The sequence below is a fragment of the Lactobacillus apis genome, assembly GCF_002837055.1.
Taxonomy (GTDB): Bacteria; Bacillota; Bacilli; order Lactobacillales; family Lactobacillaceae; genus Lactobacillus; species Lactobacillus apis.
Map to the genome: position 1 here is coordinate 1 of NZ_PDKP01000002.1, position 17,698 is coordinate 17,698.

General features: G+C 34.2%; 13 protein-coding genes. 10 read left to right on the plus strand and 3 right to left on the minus strand.

The window, feature by feature from the left end:
* Window positions 1–232 precede the first annotated feature (232 nt).
* Window positions 233–4,846, plus strand: coding sequence for an SLAP domain-containing protein (locus CRG87_RS03825; protein WP_074426322.1), 4,614 nt, complete (start codon window positions 233–235; stop codon window positions 4,844–4,846).
* A 99-nt stretch (window positions 4,847–4,945) separates the two neighbouring features.
* Here the strand turns inward: CRG87_RS03825 and CRG87_RS03830 are convergent, their stop codons facing one another.
* Entirely contained in the window at window positions 4,946–5,662 is a 717-nt protein-coding gene (locus CRG87_RS03830; RefSeq protein WP_228150051.1) for a GntR family transcriptional regulator, read from the minus strand.
* A gap of 123 nt (window positions 5,663–5,785) precedes the next feature.
* On the opposite strand from CRG87_RS03830, the gene CRG87_RS03835 reads away from it, so the two are divergent.
* The 3 genes from CRG87_RS03835 to CRG87_RS03845 all read left to right on the plus strand — a co-directional run bounded on the left by CRG87_RS03835 (window position 5,786) and on the right by CRG87_RS03845 (window position 9,256).
* Window positions 5,786–7,147: a glycoside hydrolase family 1 protein gene (locus tag CRG87_RS03835; protein ID WP_074426320.1), complete on the plus strand. Its 1,362-nt coding sequence runs from the start codon at window positions 5,786–5,788 to the stop codon at window positions 7,145–7,147.
* An 18-nt stretch (window positions 7,148–7,165) separates the two neighbouring features.
* Window positions 7,166–8,497: a PTS sugar transporter subunit IIC gene (locus CRG87_RS03840; RefSeq protein WP_074426319.1), complete on the plus strand. Its 1,332-nt coding sequence runs from the start codon at window positions 7,166–7,168 to the stop codon at window positions 8,495–8,497.
* Between the two features lie 129 nt (window positions 8,498–8,626).
* Window positions 8,627–9,256, plus strand: a complete 630-nt coding sequence (locus CRG87_RS03845; protein ID WP_074426318.1) for a hypothetical protein — start codon at window positions 8,627–8,629, stop codon at window positions 9,254–9,256.
* 781 nt (window positions 9,257–10,037) lie between these two features.
* Here CRG87_RS03845 and CRG87_RS03850 read toward each other — a convergent pair.
* Window positions 10,038–11,039 (minus strand): SLAP domain-containing protein, encoded by a 1,002-nt coding sequence (locus tag CRG87_RS03850; RefSeq protein WP_165775961.1) that lies wholly within the window; start codon window positions 11,037–11,039, stop codon window positions 10,038–10,040.
* A 163-nt stretch (window positions 11,040–11,202) separates the two neighbouring features.
* Window positions 11,203–11,397: a P-loop NTPase family protein gene (locus CRG87_RS03855; RefSeq protein WP_101138673.1), complete on the minus strand. Its 195-nt coding sequence runs from the start codon at window positions 11,395–11,397 to the stop codon at window positions 11,203–11,205.
* A 601-nt stretch (window positions 11,398–11,998) separates the two neighbouring features.
* On the opposite strand from CRG87_RS03855, the gene CRG87_RS03860 reads away from it, so the two are divergent.
* The 6 genes from CRG87_RS03860 (at window position 11,999) to CRG87_RS03885 (ending at window position 17,662) form a co-directional block, all read left to right on the plus strand.
* The gene (locus CRG87_RS03860) at window positions 11,999–12,613 is read left to right on the plus strand and encodes an ABC transporter ATP-binding protein (protein ID WP_074426315.1); all 615 of its coding nucleotides are present in this window, start codon (window positions 11,999–12,001) and stop codon (window positions 12,611–12,613) included.
* A gap of 2 nt (window positions 12,614–12,615) precedes the next feature.
* On the plus strand, window positions 12,616–13,779 hold the full coding sequence (locus CRG87_RS03865; protein ID WP_074426314.1) for a hypothetical protein: 1,164 nt from the start codon (window positions 12,616–12,618) through the stop codon (window positions 13,777–13,779).
* 4 nt (window positions 13,780–13,783) lie between these two features.
* A complete protein-coding gene (locus tag CRG87_RS03870; RefSeq protein ID WP_074426313.1) occupies window positions 13,784–14,827 on the plus strand; it encodes a hypothetical protein in 1,044 nt (347 codons plus the stop codon).
* A 350-nt stretch (window positions 14,828–15,177) separates the two neighbouring features.
* Window positions 15,178–15,768, plus strand: a complete 591-nt coding sequence (locus CRG87_RS03875) for a type IV toxin-antitoxin system AbiEi family antitoxin domain-containing protein (protein WP_074426312.1) — start codon at window positions 15,178–15,180, stop codon at window positions 15,766–15,768.
* A complete protein-coding gene (locus CRG87_RS03880) occupies window positions 15,765–16,235 on the plus strand; it encodes a nucleotidyl transferase AbiEii/AbiGii toxin family protein (protein WP_074426311.1) in 471 nt (156 codons plus the stop codon). The genes CRG87_RS03875 and CRG87_RS03880 overlap by 4 nt, the downstream gene beginning before the upstream one ends.
* 290 nt (window positions 16,236–16,525) lie before the next feature.
* Entirely contained in the window at window positions 16,526–17,662 is a 1,137-nt protein-coding gene (locus CRG87_RS03885; protein ID WP_165775962.1) for a hypothetical protein, read from the plus strand.
* The last annotated feature ends 36 nt before the right edge of the window (window positions 17,663–17,698 follow it).

Genomic DNA, 17,698 nt, shown 5'->3' on the forward strand with positions numbered 1-17,698 from the left:
GATTTAAAAGCAAGGGAGCAAATTAAAAACTATGCAGTACAGCACCTAGTAAAGCACTAAGACCACAATAAGTAGAGTTTGATGCTTTTAGTAAAAAGTGTTTTTAAAAATAGATACCAAACATAAAGCTACATCAATATAAAAATAATGCAAAAACGTCTTTATAATTTAACCCAAAAATGATACGATTTAGTTTATATAAGTAAAGTTGAAAATGTTGGGGATAAGAACGATGACGGACAATAATAAACTAAATCCGATCGGTAGTACGGCTAGTGCCGGGAATGAAGAGAATGTAACTAAAGTAAGAGTGAATACTAATGAAATTGGCGAGGGCATGAAGACTAATTCAAATTATACTAATAATCGCAATCAAGTAGTGGTTGACCTTAAAGGAAAAAAGAGAATAGCACATAAACGCATAAATCAATTTGTTTATGAAGTTAGTAATGAAATTGCAAATGACGTAACTTTAACTATAGCTGATAAAAATAAACAAAATAGAGATGTTAATGTAGTTGCTGCAAAAATAAAAGCGTCGATTGACAGTAAACAAGATGTTGATGAAATCATCAAGACCCTTGAAGATGGTAATAGTGACATAAGAAAGCAACATGAATACGGTGTTAACATAGTTACTCAAAAACAGGTGGCAAATGAGCAGTTGTCTAAAACGGCTAAAAGCGTTTTTTATTCTATTGAAATGGATCGCTCAATAACTGAAGCTGAAAAGGGGGTTCAAGTACAAGGGTTAAATAGTGCTATAGCAAATGCTAAGAGCACCATAGAGACCGCAGCGAATGCAGATGAAATTGACATTGCATTGACTGATGGTCAGAGTGATATAAAAAAACAACATAAAACTGGTATAGATTTATATTCGCAAAAAGCTAATGCACTTCGTTTGATTGATGGTATTGTCGCAAAAGTTTATAAAGCTGTTGAAAATGACAATAGTTTAAGTACAGATGAACGAGATATTCAGAAAGAAGATATTGACAGTTCTGTAGTTGAAGCTAGGAACGAAATTGAAATAGCAACTAGTGCAGATGAAATTGAAGTAGCTGTTACAACTGGAGAAACAAGTATAAACAGTCAATATCATACGGGAATCGACTTATATACGCAGAAACAGACAGCAAAACGACAAATTAACAAGACTGCCTCAGATGTTGAGTGGAGTATTTCAAATGATAATACGCTTGTTGACGCTGAAAAAAATAGACAGAAGGACAATACCAAGAAGGCAGAAGACAGTGCAATATCAGCTATTGAGCTGGCTAAGAATGCGGACGAGCTTAGGTACTCAGTTGACAAAAATCGAGCTAATCTGAAAAAACAGCATCAAATGAATGTTGATTTGGATATTCAAAAACAGAATGCGAAAGATAAAATTGATGAAGTTGCTGTTTCTGTTAAAAACAATATTAATATAGATGATTCCTTAACAAGTACAGAAAAAACTGCACAGAAACGCAAAGTAGATAAAGTTGCTGTTGAAACAAAGTCCTGCATTGAAAGTGGAACGAGCGCTCAGAGCATATTTGAAGAAAACGAGAAAGGACTTAAGCAACTTAAAGAAACTCATCAGTCTAATGCATTTTCTTTGACAGATCAAAAACCAAATGCAAAAGATTTAATTAATCGAATTGCTATTAAAATCAAAGACGACATTGATAAAGATGTGACCCTAACAGATGAGCAAAAATTTGCTCAAAGGCAAGATGTAGATAAAGATGTTGTCGAATCTCGGAATAATATTGACGCTGCCGAAGATGCACAAAAAGTTGTTAATGAACGAGAAAAGGGCATTAAGCGTATTATAGATGCTCATCAGACTAACATCATTGCTTTAACTGATCAAAAACAAAATGCAATGGATTTTATTGATCAAGTTAAAGTTGAAGTCAAAAGTGTGATTGACGAAGATGAGACCCTTAAGAATTTTGAAAAATCTGATCAAAAGAACAGGGTTGATGCAGATGCGCTAAACGCAAAAAATGATATTAATTTAGCAACCAATGCTCAAGGCGTTCTTGATGCTCAAAATGACGGGGTAGAAACAATTAAAAGTGAGTATTCGACAAGTACTCTCTCTCTATTGGATCAAAAACAAAACGCTAAAGAAAAAGTACATCAAGCTGGTGTTGAGGTTAAAGGCGAAATAACTAGTGATCAAACTCTAAGTAACGACGAGAAATTTGATCAGAAGAATAAGGTTGACCAAAGTGTTAAACTAGCAAAAGATAGTATTGAAGAAGCAAAAGATGCCCAAAGAGTTATTGATGCGCAAACAACTGGAATTAACCATGTGCGTAGTGACTACCAGTCTGGTAGTGCTATAGTCGAACAAAAGAAATTGGCTAAAGCCAAAATTGTTCAAGTAGCTAAGGATATAAAAACTAGAATTACTGCTGATGTGACACTAGTTGATCTTGAAAAAACTGCTCAAAGAGCCAGAGTAGATTCAAGTGTAGTTGATGCAAAAGACGAAATTGATGGTACGAATACTGCCCAAGGTATAATTGATGCAGTGTCAGCTGCTATATTAACTATCAGCAATGAGTATCAGCCAAGTAGCGATAATTTGGATAAACAGCGTAATCTAGCTGAGGAAAAAATCAGTGATAAGGTAGGCAACATTTCAGACCTTATTGATAAAGATCTCACCTTAAATGATAGAGCGAAGTCTTTACAATTTGCAGCTATAACTCTGGCTGAAAACGAAGTTGTAAGAAACATTAGCAAAGCTACAAATGCTCAGAGCATAAAAACCTCATTTGAAAAAGGTGCTGTACTTGTCGAATCTAAGTACCAACCTAATCCTTTTTCTTTAAGTGAGCAAAAGCAATATGCAATAGCCTTAATTACTGCAGAAGCCGAAATCATTGAAAATGAGGTTAAAAATGATTCAAATATCGATTTTGAAATAAAAGAATCTCAAATTAAGGCCGTTCAGCAGCAAAAACAAGAGGCAATAAATAAAATAGCTTTAGTAGAAAGTGCACAAATAATTGAAGATTTGTATATACAAAGTGTAAACATTCTTCATGCTCAGCACTTAACTGGAAACGACTTAGCTTCGCAAAAAACTTCAGCTAAAACTTTGTTGGTAAAAGAAGCCGAAACAGTTAAAGACATTATCACAAATGATGTTACTTTATACGATAGAGATCGAATTTCGCAGGTTGCTAATGTCGAGCAAAGACTAAAAATGTCTGAGGAGGCAATTGACCAGGCTGAGAATACAAATTTGTTGAGCACTCAAGTCGCAACTAGTATTAGTATGATTGATAACCAACACATTCCAGGCAAGTCTATTAGTGTGCAAAAGTCTGAGGCAATTAAAGAAATTGAAGAGGCCGCTTCTTCGACTGATTATATAAGTGCTAATAATTTAACGAATAATGAGGGTGAAGTTGACGAAGTAAAGATAAAACAGGCAGTTAGCGCAGTTGTGATAGCGATAAAAGAGAATATTAATCGATCTTATTTTGCTGAGGACATAAATAGAGCAAAGAATGATGGTTTAGCTGGTATAGCAGCTGTCGAGAGAATAGATGTGACTCTAGATGATCATGAAGTTGATGAATCTATCGAAAAGGTTAATCAAGCAATAAGTACTTATGAAGCTAACAGATCATTAGAAAAAGGTACTTCACAAATTGATAGAGCTGTAGCTGAAATTGAATTTCAAGAAAGTAAAGTTCAAGCCAAGCGAATGATTAAAGACCATGGTGAAAAGGTCTTTAATCATCTTAAGTACATATCTGATTTGAGTGATAGTGATAAACAAGCATTCAAGGAAAAAGTAGATAGAATAGTACAAACTGGAAGTGCTAATATTGAAACAGTTAAATCCCAATCTGATATTTTGAAAATTATAAGCACTTCACAAAATAGCATAGACGAACTTAGCACAACTGCAGCCAGCTCGAAATTTACTGGAAAAGAAAACTCTAAATCCAAGATTTCAAGGAAGAGCCGTATCAGTAAAAATGGATCAGAAAGTAGAGCCTTTAGTTTGAATGGTTCATCGCCAGATAATTTCACTTTACCTGAATCAAATAGTATGAGAAATTCAAAACTCATTGAAAAGAAACTAAAGCATAGTGCATATTTCTATAACAAAGAAGGTAAGCGTGCTAACTTACTGGTTGCAAAGAGAGGCTCTATCATTAATACTTTTGGTTCAGAGATGATTAAAAACCGTGAGTTTTATTTAACTGATAATAATCTCTATATTGCAGCTGAGAACTTTAATCCGCTAAAGCGGACTCTGAAAAAGAGATCTTTTTTATATGATGAAGATGGTAAGCGTAGTGGGAATAGAACTTTGAAAAAAGGGACTGAGATTTCCACATATGGAAGTCCTGTTTTGATTTATGATAAGAAGTACTATCTAGTAGATGATGGTTACTATATCAAGACGATTAACTTTGGTTCAAACGAAGAAAGTGGTTATGTTAGTCTTGTGGACGGTCTAACTTCAAATGCCGTTTTGAATCATGATGCACTTATTTATAATAATGAGGGTCAGCAGATTAGTAAGGTTATTTTGGAAGCAGGTTCACGTGTAACTAAGGGAGAAACTAGAACAGTTAATGGCTATCAATTTACCAGAATTGGTAAAAATCAATATGTAGTTAGTGATAATATTGATGGTACTATGCGAACTGTGTCTTCAAAAACTAGTGTTTATGACAAATATGGTAACAAAGCGGGCAAGCAAGTATTTAAGAGTGGTGAAACGGTTAGAACTTTCGGAGATGTTGTTGCAATTAACGGATTAGCTTACTTTTCAATTGGAAATGGCCAGTTCATAAGCGAAACTGCTTTTGAATAACTAATCAAAATCGTAAGATAAAAGACAATTAAAATAATAAAGTAAAAAGGAGCTCCTTTGAGCTCCTTTTTTGTATCACTAATTAAAGGGATCAAGGCTTTATACTTGGTTTAGAGTTAGTTCACCGTGGTCATAACGATTTCGCGTTTGGGAGTACTCAAAGGGGATACCATTAGTCAAATAACAAACTTGTTCAACTTCAAAAACCGGATCAGTTTTGCTGCACTTTAAATATAGCTGATCATAAGCATCAGGCTTATCAGCACGAAGAATTCTATTGGCCTTACCAACTTTTAAGTGAAGCGTATTTTCAATATATCCATAAACTGACTTCCTAAGAACTTCTTCAGTAATACCTGGAATAACCTTTACAGGCATCACTGTATATTCAAGACGTACCGGAAAATCGCTTAACAAGCGTTGCCTAATAATGTCATATACTAAATCGCTGCGACTAATTTTTAAAAGGGCAACTTCTTTATCAGTTGGTTCGCGGAGGTCAAATGACACAATGTGATTGGTTAATAGAGCCGTGTTCTTGATTCGTTCGGTAAAGCCGACGTGTTCATTAGCATTATCCTTTTTGGCAATTTCAACTTCTTTTTCTGTCAAAATCAGGGTTCCGTGGCCACGAATCGGTTTGACAACGTTTTGATAGCTCAGAAAGCGAATGGCTTTTACAATTGTAACTTTACTAGTTGCATAATCTGTTGCTAGCTGGTCGATATGAGGTAGCTCTTTTTGATATTTATGCATTAGAATATCTTCTTCAATTTTGTTAGCAATTTTTATGTATTTAGGTCTTGTGATCATCATGCACCTCCAACTATAAGTAAACTATTTACTTTACTTACAGCTTGCCAATCATTTACTTAAAAAGCAAGATGAAATATTATTATTTTTGAAAGCGCTTTTAATAAATAGAAAGAAGTTATGATAATGACAAAATTTTTCTGGGGCAATTCCAGTTCAAGTATGCAAACAGAAGGCGGGTGGAACGAAGGCGGTAAGAGTTTATCTGTTTATGATGTTCGTAAGTCCGGCCCGCATATTAGTGACTGGCACTTTGCAAATGATAACTACCATCACTTTGATGAAGACTTTGATTACATGAAAGATCTTGGAATGAATATGTATCGGTTCCAGATTTCTTGGTCACGTGTCATCAAGGATGGCGACGGTGAAGTTAATGAGGAAGGACTTAAATATTATGACAAGCTGGTAGACGGTCTACTAGCACGTAATATTGAACCAATGATATGTCTTTATCATTTTGATATGCCTTTACACTTAGCAGAAGATTACAACGGTTTTATTAGTAAAAAAGTGTGTGAAGACTTTATTCGCTATAGCAAGATTGTGATCGATCACTTTGCAGATCGAGTTAAGTACTGGATTACTTTTAATGAACAAAACTTGTATCACACTTCTGGTGTATTTCAAATTGCTGGTTATTTAAAAGGTGATAAGACTTTAACCGATATCTACCAAATTGCTCATAATGTTATGTACTGTCATGCGGCGGTTGCTAATTATTTACATGATCAAACAGATGCAAAAATTGGTGGGATGTTAGCTTACAACCAAGTTTATGGTGCAACTGCAAATCCTGATGATGTCTTTGCGGCGCATCAAATAGACGAATTCCTGAACTTTGATTTACTAGATGCGTTTAGCTATGGTAAGTACTCAGATGCAGTAATTAATTTTGTTAAACAGAATAAGTTAGAACTTGATGTTAATGACAAAGAAATAGCAGAAATTTCGCACCTTAAGAGTGATTTCCTGAGTTTTAGTTACTATGCTTCCAGTACGATTGATGCAAGTAAGATACCTGCTGGCACAGCACCAAATCTCTACCAGGATTATGGCAAAAAGGACAATCCTTATCTCAAAACGACTGAGTGGGGTTGGCAAATTGATCCCTTAGGTTTCCGTGATGTTTTAAACAAGATCTATCTACGCTACCACTTACCTGTATTTCCAATTGAAAATGGGATTGGTGTGCGTGAGAAGTGGGATGGAGAACATCCTATTAACGATGACTACAGAATTGAATATCACCGCAATCATATTAAAGCAATGAAAGCAGCGATTGAAGAAGATGGCGTGGAAGTTATCGGCTACCTTGGCTGGGGACTAATTGATATTTTGAGTTCGCAAGGTGATATGGAGAAACGCTATGGCGTGGTGTATGTTAACCGAACGAATCATGACTTGCGTGATATGAAGCGCGTACCTAAGAAAAGCTATTATTGGCTCCAAAAAGTAATTAAGTCTAACGGACAAGACTTATCTTAAACATGTGAGGTGTTAAATATGAATGACGTTAGTAATACACAAGCTCATCCAAAACTGCAACGGTTTTTGGATAAGTTTACGGACATATCTGTAAAAATTGGAAATCAAGTTCATTTGCGTTCTTTGCGGGATGCCTTTGCCACACTGATGCCGATGTTTATCTTAGCTGGAGTAGCAGTATTTTTTAACAACGTATTATTTACTTGGGTGCTCAAGGGCGACATGTTAGCAAAGTTTCAAGTATTTGGAACATCTTTAACCAACGGAACGCTAAACGTTGCAAGTATCCTAATTGCGCCAATGATTGCATACTATTTGGCAAAAAATAAGTCTTACGATAGTCCAATTTCAGCAGCGGCAATTGCTCTTTCCGCAGTTTTTATCATGTTGGCTATCCACGTTAGTGTGACTCCAGATGGAGCAAAAAAGGCAGTAGAAGTTACAGGAGCAGTGCTATATTCTCAAGTTGGTACAACGGGGATGTTTGCAGGCATTATTATCGGCTTATTGGCAACTGAAATATACTTACGACTTTCAAAAGTTAAAGCTTTAAAGATTAACTTGGGGGATCAAGTTCCACCTGCCGTAGGTCAGAGTTTTTCTGTTTTACTACCATCCTTATTAACGCTGGGATTATTTGGTGTATTTGCAGCAGTATTGGCATACTTCAATGCTGACTTGGTATCACTTATTTCACGGTTAATTCAAGAGCCATTGCGTTCAGTTAATACGTCACTGCCAGGCTTCCTGCTAATCTACTCAACCGGTAATTTCTTATATACATTAGGAATTCACCAAACTGTAATTAATGGCTCCTTACTTGATCCGTTGAACTTGGTTAATATGAATGAAAATATGGCTGCTGTTCAAGCGGGCAAACAAGCTACACACATTATTAACACAGACTTTGTAACGGTTTATTCACAAATGGGTGGAACAGGTTTAACAATCGCCCTAATTATTGCCGTTTTGCTAGTTTCACACTATAAACCATATAAGGATGTAGTTAAATTAGCAGTTATCCCAGGAATTTTTGAAATCAATGAACCAATTATCTTTGGTTTCCCAATTGTCTTTAACATTCCAATGATTATTCCATTTGTTTTGAGTCCTGTTATTGGCTCGTTAATCGGCTACTTTGCAACTGCAATTGGTTTTGTAAAACCTTTGGCATACTTAGTTCCTTGGACTACACCACCAATTTTAAGTGGTTTGCTGGCCAGTGGTGGAGACTGGAAAGTAGTGCTAGTTCAAATCGTTATTTTAGTGGTCTGTACCTTGTTCTATATTCCATTTATCAAGATTTCAGAACGTGTTGCTTTGAAGCAGGCTGAGCTAAATAATCAGTAAATTGTCTCTAGCACTTACCGAAAGAAACTAATTTCTTCCTTGTTACATAACAGAAAAAGGTTAAATATTAGAATTCTCAATGTTACAATAGTAAATGATATTTTTAGAACTAGTGAGGATAATTAACCAATGAAGAAGGGCATAAAGCTACTTACAATTTCTGCAGCCATCGCACTGTTTTCAGTTGCAACTGGTACAATCGCAACATCAGTTGTTGACGCATCGACCAGCGAGGAGAGTAAACAAGAGGCAAAGACTGATGAAAAGGCGTCAATCCGATTAGCTAAAGCAGCTTATGTTTTTAGATTAAATCAGGATGCCACTATTTCCCTAAAAGCACATCAAGCAGCGCACCTACCCAAAGCAGAAGTAGAGAAGTTGGTTAATGATCAGGTCCCCTTTAAGGTGAATCAGGTTAGTTCATTACGAAATGGCGTACAGGTTCATGTTGTTGATCAGACTGGTCAAGCAAAAGGCTGGGTTAACATTGTTAGTGACTTATATAATGTTAATGCTCAAAAAAAGAGCCTTAAAAAGTTAATTAAGGCCGAGCTAAAGGTGATGGATTATTGCGATATTATGCAAATGAAATCAGCTAAGAAGCAATTCAAAAAGGTAGCTAAACTAGCAGACCAAGTAAAAGATCCGGAAGAGCGAGCAATTGCTAAAACCTCCGTTAAAGAATTGAAAAAATGGATGGGTCAACTTGAATACAAGGATATTCCAGCACTACTAATCGGACTATATCCTAGATATTAGTTATGTTAATACGGGACCTAATAGGTAAAGTGAGAATTGATTTTTAGTTAACAGATTTTAAGAGCGTACTAATATAAGTCGACAGAAAAAGAAACGTGTATTCTTTTCTAGATATATCCGTGCATACTTTTTATTTTGCTGATATACTATACGTAGCAATTGAACGCAAACGGCTTTGTTAGTAGATTGCTACACATACATTTTTCTTATAACTTTCAATACCGCCATGATAATCATGATGTTTCAAAAATTTATGTACTCAAATTGCTACCTCGAATGGAGAACTAGTTTTGAGCTGATTTATGGAAAATCTCTCCTCCTTCGCCTCAAAATAATTTTTAATTTTTCGCTGTATAATTCCACCTTGCAATTTAAACCGGTATTGAGAGAGTACGCTGTAAAAAGATAGGATACTTTATGTCCTATCTTTTTATTTACCAATTTTTTGACTGAAAAGTTAATTTGGTCAATGTGATTTGAGAAAAAAAGCAAACAAAATAATAGGACAGAATTTTTAGGAAGCGATAAAGATAAAAACTGAAGAATTGACTAAAAATGATTCTGAATTAAAAGGATTTGCTGATTAGTATGATTGTCAATTAGAAACAGCAGTTGTGGGTACCAAACTTAAAATGTTGGCTAAAACTGGTGCAGCTGTTGGTAAACACCTTTCCATTTCTTATGGTTAAAGACGTTGTGCAGATTGAAGTTCATGATTTGCATTATGAACAAAAAAGAACCGTCATATCGGCTCTTTTTGGATTTTGTTTTAAGTTAAAAATTAGCAATCAGCACTTACAACAAATGTCACTCCATTTACATAGTAACCATTGGAGTGGGTCATTGCTAAGCCGATTCCAAAATACTTTAGCATAGGATCTTTTAAATGATTCCGGTGAGCATAGTTTGCACTAGCATCATTATTTATAAACTGGTCAAATGCTTGTTGTGCCATCTTCTGAGGGCTGCCATAGGAAACTAAGCAAAGTAACTCTCCAGGAGTCTTTGAACCAGCGTGCTTGTCGGACTGATGATACTTATCATAGTGCTGAGCAACTTCAGCGGCTCTAGATGCTTCATAATCAAAATTAAAGTCGGAATTCTGAGTAGTGTAGACTACACGTGTTTGAACGCCTTGTTGCATACGCCATTCATTAACAAGGCGTTCAAAAATTCTGCCTGTTTCTTCTATAGTATTTCTGTCTAGTGCAGTTCCCGTTAGAATAGAGTTTTGCTTTTCTTTTTGAACCACAGTGCTTGTATTGTCTTCTGGGTCGTCCCAATTGTCAGAAGTTGGAATCTCTTCATCTTCTTTTGGCTTTGACTTTTGAGTATCAGTGGCTTTGGCCCAGTTTTTATATGGTAGGCGATACCATTCTAGTCCATTAGCATCCTTATATATTTCATATACCTTTTGTTTACCAATAAGTGTTTCCCGTGATGATTCTCCGTTTGGTCTAGAATAAAGAGTTATTCCTGGTTTCAAATAAACTGAAAATAAAACTGGGCCTTTATCTATAGTTTCATCGGGTGGTACTACTGCATTGTTAAACTTAATATATTTCCCTTTACCAATTTTATAATATTTCTTACCTCTGATGGATTTTTGACCAAGAGTTTGGAAATAAGTTCCTCTTTTTAGTGAAGACTTGCTTTTTCTTTTCCCTTTTGCAGAATACACATAAGCATTATGTCTTAATTGAATTCTTGGTGATGTACTTGCTTCAACAGGTTGTGTGGCTTGAGGCAAGGAAATAGTACTTAGGCCTAATAGAAACGACATTGAAGCCGTAGCTAATATTTTTTTATTTGACATGGATATTTACCTTTTTAAATATATTAGAACTTTACGATACTTATTATTTTAGACGATAAAGAACTTTAAATCATAAAATTTATAGGTTTTATGATTTAAAGTTGCTTTTTTCTTTTTGAGTAGAAAATGCTTAATTAAATAAGTAAACTAGTGTGTCCCGCAAAAGTGCCCAGGCATCTGTAATTTTTTGCTTTTGGCCACCAGACAAGTTCGCTCCATAGTTGGTTAATAAAGTGTTTAACCCATCAGGCAAATGTTCGATTGTTTCATCAAGACCACACGCACTTATTACTTGCTTTAATCTACTTTTTGAGTTGATTAACATTAAGCAAGTAACCAAAAATGGCACGCATTACATAGGCTAAGGCCATAGTTATAATCCAGATTAAAAATTGCTGTGCATGTAGCTTAAGTTATTTGAGTTAAAGCATTGGCACTAGCAATTTCCGCCAGGGTTGTAGAACCAGCATTAACGACTGTTAATGCAATTACCAAACTAAATTGCCACTTTGTTTAAAATATTTGAATAGCGTTATATCTCCTAGAACTTATTTATAAATAGGAACTAAAATAGTATTTCTAATAGCTAAAAATGGCATTATTATTAGTTTAATGCCTGTTTTTAATATTAGCTTTAAAATATTTGCTTTATTTAGAAGAGATTATGCAGTTTAAAGTAGGGTATGGCTCCTTTTCAAGTGTCATAGTGCAAAATAGTAATAGCGGTTAGCAATTAAAAGAGAGCTGCACTCCGCTATTAAGCTAGTGCTTAAAAGATAAGATATTTTACATCCTATTTTTTTGGCAAAATTTTAACTATAAAGTTAATTCATTAAAAAATATTTAAATCAAACAGGTTTTATGAGTAGTTTTGTTAAACTTAAATTATTAGTTTGAAATTTTGTTTGTATTTAAGGAGACCACATATGCTAACAATTAACAATCTATCAATTAAAACACGCCAACCAATTTTATATGACTTTACTTATCAGTTTAAGCCAGGAGAATTTTATCAAATTGCTGCGGAAAATGGTTCAGGAAAAACAAGCTTTCTTCGTGCAATCACAAATTTAATTCCAATTTCGGCAGGAACCATTTTGCTAGATGGAGAGCCATATGCGAAGAAAAAGCAAAACTTCTTTTTCTTTGAAAGTAATGATTGGTTTAATGATAACCTCAACAGCTTGGATTATCTTAATTTTGTTAAAAAGCTATGGCACTCGAATGCAGACCTTGATCGAGAGATGGCCTTTTTGGGTGTTAATGAGTTTGCTAAGGTTCCAATTAAGAAATACTCCTTAGGGATGAAACAAAAGTTAATTGTAGCAATGTACTTTACAAGTGATGCTGATTACTATCTGATGGATGAAATAACTAATGGCTTGGATGAAGAAAGTCGTAATAAATTATATCAGCGACTAAATGATGAGATTACAAATAGGAATAAGTGTATTATTTTAACTTCGCATTATAGCAGTGAAGTTAAAGTTAATAATCTTCATCGGCTTGTTCTAGAAAAACAAATGATGCATGAGGTATAGACATGGGTACTTATTTTTCTTTACAACGCAAAAAAATCACTAAATCTAAGTTAACAGTAATCTCTGTAGTCATACTGCTCATCATTTCGCTTACTGTACTTTACTTAAATTCTAAAGATCTGAATAGTAACAATTCTTCCATTAAAGGCCAGCTACAAGGTAATATTATGTTGCAGAAAAATTTGGTTGCAGAAAGCAAGCGAAAACTCAGCGAGCTTAAACCTACGGATCACAGATACCAATCAACTAAGAAAGATTTGAAGGAAGTCGAGACTTCGTTAGCCAAAAAACAAAAATTGCTAGAGGATATCAACAATAATCATTGGGTGCCCGTATATGAAGAACAAATAAGGGCAACAAAAGAGTTGAAAAAAAATAATTCCGAAAGTAATTCGAAGAACTTTGTGAATGGCATTGAGCTGCGCTTTAAATATTTAAAAGCGCATCCGATGCCTTATGAAAGTGATACGCCAGTTTCAGGTATTCAAATTTTGCTATATCTAAATGAAACATATTGGCCGATTTTATTAACTTTAGTCATGATTTTTATTTTGACCTATCTATATTCTGGTTCATATCGCAATGGAAAAGACATTACGATGGTTTTGCCAATAGGTAGAATCCAGAGTATTTTAACTAACGCAAGCATTGGCTGGATATGTGGAATTGTAATTTTGTTAGGAATGAGTTTATTAGTTTTTGCCTGTGCATCCTTGTTTTTTGGTACAGGTAATATTGCTTATCCATACATTATCCATCAGGTAGTAAACGGAAAATTTGCCTTGGGAATTGTTCCAGTAAGTCAAATTGTACCCAACGCATTGATTTTACAAATTTTTGCAATTCTATTTATTGCACTTTTTACGCAACTTATTGCTAAAATTTTCCGTAATCAATTGCCGTCATTGCTGCTAACAATTTTATTGTTAATTGGTGGCTCCTTAATAACAATAGTGATACAGCCGTTAAACGCGATTGCTCAATGGCTTCCAAGCACTTATCTAAATCCACTTAAGACAGTTTCTGGTACTTTGGCATATGAGTTAGAGAATGTACAGGTTAATTTTGGAAACGGGATGCTTACATTGATTATTAGTTCCTGTTTTCTAATCGTATTACTGATTTTGGTCGATTATATTCAAACTAAGAATGAGTCAAAGAGGTAAATGAATGAGTACGTATTTAGCTTTTCAATTAAAAAAGGTCTTTAAAAATATCCTAACTCCCATTTCACTTCTATTAGTTATTGGTGCTTTAGCAGTCGTTTTGGTAATGAACAAGCGAACTGAATCTGATTTTAGACTCGAGCAAATGGCAAAAACTAGTATTGAATACTCTGAAAAAGAGATTGTTAAAGCAAAAAAGACACTGTTAACTTTCCCAAAAGATAGTAAAAAAGTTGAGCAGGCTAAATTTTCTTTAGCTGAAAACAAGAGAAGCGAGAAACAAGATAGGAACATAATAAAAGCAGTCAAAGCTGAGAATTGGAAAAAAGCGTACGAGATATTATGGCAAAAAAGTAAGAGATTTATAGCCGCAGACGAACAAAATATGGTGGGTGCAGAGAAGGAAATGGCTCTTTACGCCTATTTAAAGAATAACCCACTAAAGTATGAAACGCAGGAAATGCCAGTTACTGGTTGGCAAATTTGGATGCAAGTCAATGAAATGTACTTGCCATATCTCTTTGCCATAGTAGCACTCTTTTTGCTCAGCCTACTTTTAACAGATTCTTATCGTCAAAAAGTGGCGACAGCTAAGTTGTTACCACTCAGTAATTGGCAACGGGCTACAAGTGAAAATTTTGCCGGCTTTTTGTTGATTGCTGGTAGTTTCTCCGTTGCTAACTTATTGCTATTTATTTTTGCATCAGTTTTTTCTGGTACGGGTAATTTGGCTTTTCCGACAATTATTCAGCAGTTTGTTAAGGGAAAAACTGTCATAAAATGTGTTCCAACAGGTGATTTGATCTTACCAATCATTATTTTGCAAATTATGTACATATTTTTTATAGTTGCTTTGACCAGATTATTGGCTTGTATTTTCCGTGATAAAATGCCGACTTTGCTTGTTGCACTACTAGTGGTTCTTGGTGTTAACCTTGCGACAGTGGTGGCGGATCCTTTAAAACGAATTAGTGCATGGCTACCAATGACCTATCTTAATGCAGTAGATGTTATTAATGGTAAATTGGGCTTGCAGTATCAAAACTGACAGATTAATTTTCAAACAGGTTTGGTAGTTTTGCTTATTGGCACAGTACTTATGATAACTTTAACGGCAATCATTAGTAGTTTTCAAGAAAATAAAAAAAGTTTGACGCATTAGTATATAATGATGCATCTGCAAATTACGCTCACTGGGAACATTTGAAGAAGCCCAAGCTGCGCGCTATTGGAATTGGTTTAGCAACTTCTTATTATAAAAATTGTGTTTCATTTATTGTAAGTGCAAATATATAAGTTAGGCTTTGTTGTAATTTTAAAAAGAACTATTTTTTGTTTTACTTATTTTACTACTGATTTTACTTAAATGTAGTAAAATAAGTAAAAAGAGGTTATTTTATGAATCAGCAAATGTTAATTAAACAAATAGCTAAAAAATATCACGGAACTATTACTCATAAACAACTGATTGCTAATAATGTTTCAAGTTATAGCATTAACCAAGCTTTAAAATCAGGACTTTTAGAGCGCACACGATCAGGCATTTACCAAGAAATTGATACTCCTGAAGATATTTTTTATAGCTTACAACAAAAGTACAAACAAGGAATCTATTCCTTGGAAACAGCTTTATATCTATGGAATTTAAGTGATCAATATCCGTTCAGTCTAGATATGACTTTTCCTAGAGGATACAATCATGCCAATTTAGATTTTGATGTTAAAGCACATTATCAAGTGGAAAAATTTCAACATTTAGGGATTATGGAGACTAAATCTTTTAATGGCAATACTATTAAAGTATATTCTCCGGAACGAACCTTAGCTGAAATTTTGCGCATCTGTCATGCAGTAGATATTGAAATAATAACTAACGCATACAAGGCATGGGCTAAAAGTAATAAAAAGGATATTAATGCATTAATGGAATTTGCAGAGAAATTCAAAGTTATAGATAAAGTAAATAATTACCTAGAGATATTACTGTGAAAAACTATACAGACGAAAAGCAATTTAAAGCAGATATACGTAAATATGCAGAAAATCACCATATAAGTGGTAATGAGATTGGTCGCCTATGGCAAGAAGTTATGCTGGATGATTTATTAAAGAGAATCTCTTTATCAGAATATAAAAACAACTTTATTTTAAAAGGTGGGCTACTATTATCAGCAGTAGTTGGAATTAACAACCGTTCAACAGAAGATATTGATGGTGAAATTAAAGGCTTGGATCTAACTGAAAATGAAATAGAAAAAGTATTTACCTCAATCTGTAATATTAAACCTGACAATGATCCGTTAGAGATTACCTTAAGTGAAATCGAAAAAAGCCAAAGAATGCAAGGATTATGGCAGAGGTATGAGAAAAAGCATCCTTTTGCAGAAAACATTACTTTTGATCAAACTGTTTCAGCTGCCAAGAGTTGGATTAATAGACTTGTCAGCAATGAATAAGAGCTTTAAATAAATTAGACTAGCACTTGCCAAGTTAAAAAGGACTATCTTTCCACTATTTAAAAAGATAGTTCTTTTGTTTTTCATTTTCTTGAATAAATTAACTTGACTAGTTAATTAAATGATACAATGTTACAGAAAATAGATTGATATTTAGGTATATTGCTAAAACTGCATATTGTATGATTTAGTGAAATTTTTTTGTTAATTTAATGCTATGTTCCTAAAATTAGTTTAACGGGTCTAAAGATAAGTGAGGTGATAGCGTGCATGCTTATTTTTTATTTCAATTGAAAAAAATTGTTAAACAGAATCTAAAGCCTATTATTTTTTGTATTCTATTAGTTGCGCTATTTATTTTTCTTGATTTGGACTTAAATATCTTAAAAAATGGTAGTTTCATTGAAAATCAAAATAATAGTGTAGTAACTGCTAGAAGTGTCGTCGTTTTGGATAGCGAACATCCTGAAGGCAAAGAAGGAGAGCTTCTAATTGATAAGAAGAAACCGCATAAAGATAAGCAATTTAGTAAGCGTAAAGACTTAATCGCAAATGAAAATAGTGCTAGGCAATGGAGCAAAGTACCTAAGTCTAAGAAACATCATAGCAATAAGTTAGAAATTAGTTATCAAACCCCAGCAAAAAGAAGTTGGTTAAATCGGGCAAATAAATTTTTAAAAGCACTGCATGAATCGAAAATCCCAAGGCGAAAGGATAATGCTCTGGCTGGCATTCAACTATTTCTAGCTCTGAATAATAAGTATTGGCTCACACTTTTCCTCTTACTAATTATTTTTATTTTGGCTAAGTTTTATACCAGTTCATATCAGAATGGCGAAGATCTTACACAGATTTTACCAGTTGGTCGAATGGGAAAAATAATATCTAACTTGGGTGTAGGGCTGCTGGTCATCTGCTCTACGTATTTGATAATTGCTTTTTCATTTTTTGCTAGTTCTATTCTATTTTTTGGCCAGGCTAGCCTAAGGTATCCGCTGATAGTTCACCAAGCATGGGGATATAAAGCAACAGTAACTACTGCTCCGGCAGTTAAATTAGTACCAACAACAGTTGCTCTTCAACTTTTAAACATTTTAACATTAGTAATTTTTATTAACTTGATGGCAAAAGTATGTCATAAATTATTAACAACGATTTTAGTTTCAAGTGTAACTATTGCTTCTCTTATTTTGGCAACAATGTTTCTAACACCTTTCCATCAAATTGCGCAGTGGCTGCCAACTACTTATCTTAGTTCATTAAGGATAAATACAGGCTCAATTTCTTATTATATGAACAATCTTTCGATTAATTTTGAGCACGGTGTGTTGACCTTAGTAATTAGTTCCTTGCTGATGTTGGTTTTAACCCTTATCTTTGATTATCGAAGCGAGTCTAGAATAAGACAAGCAAATATAAGCAACTAAAAAAGAAACATCATAGTGATGTTTCTTTTTTAGTTT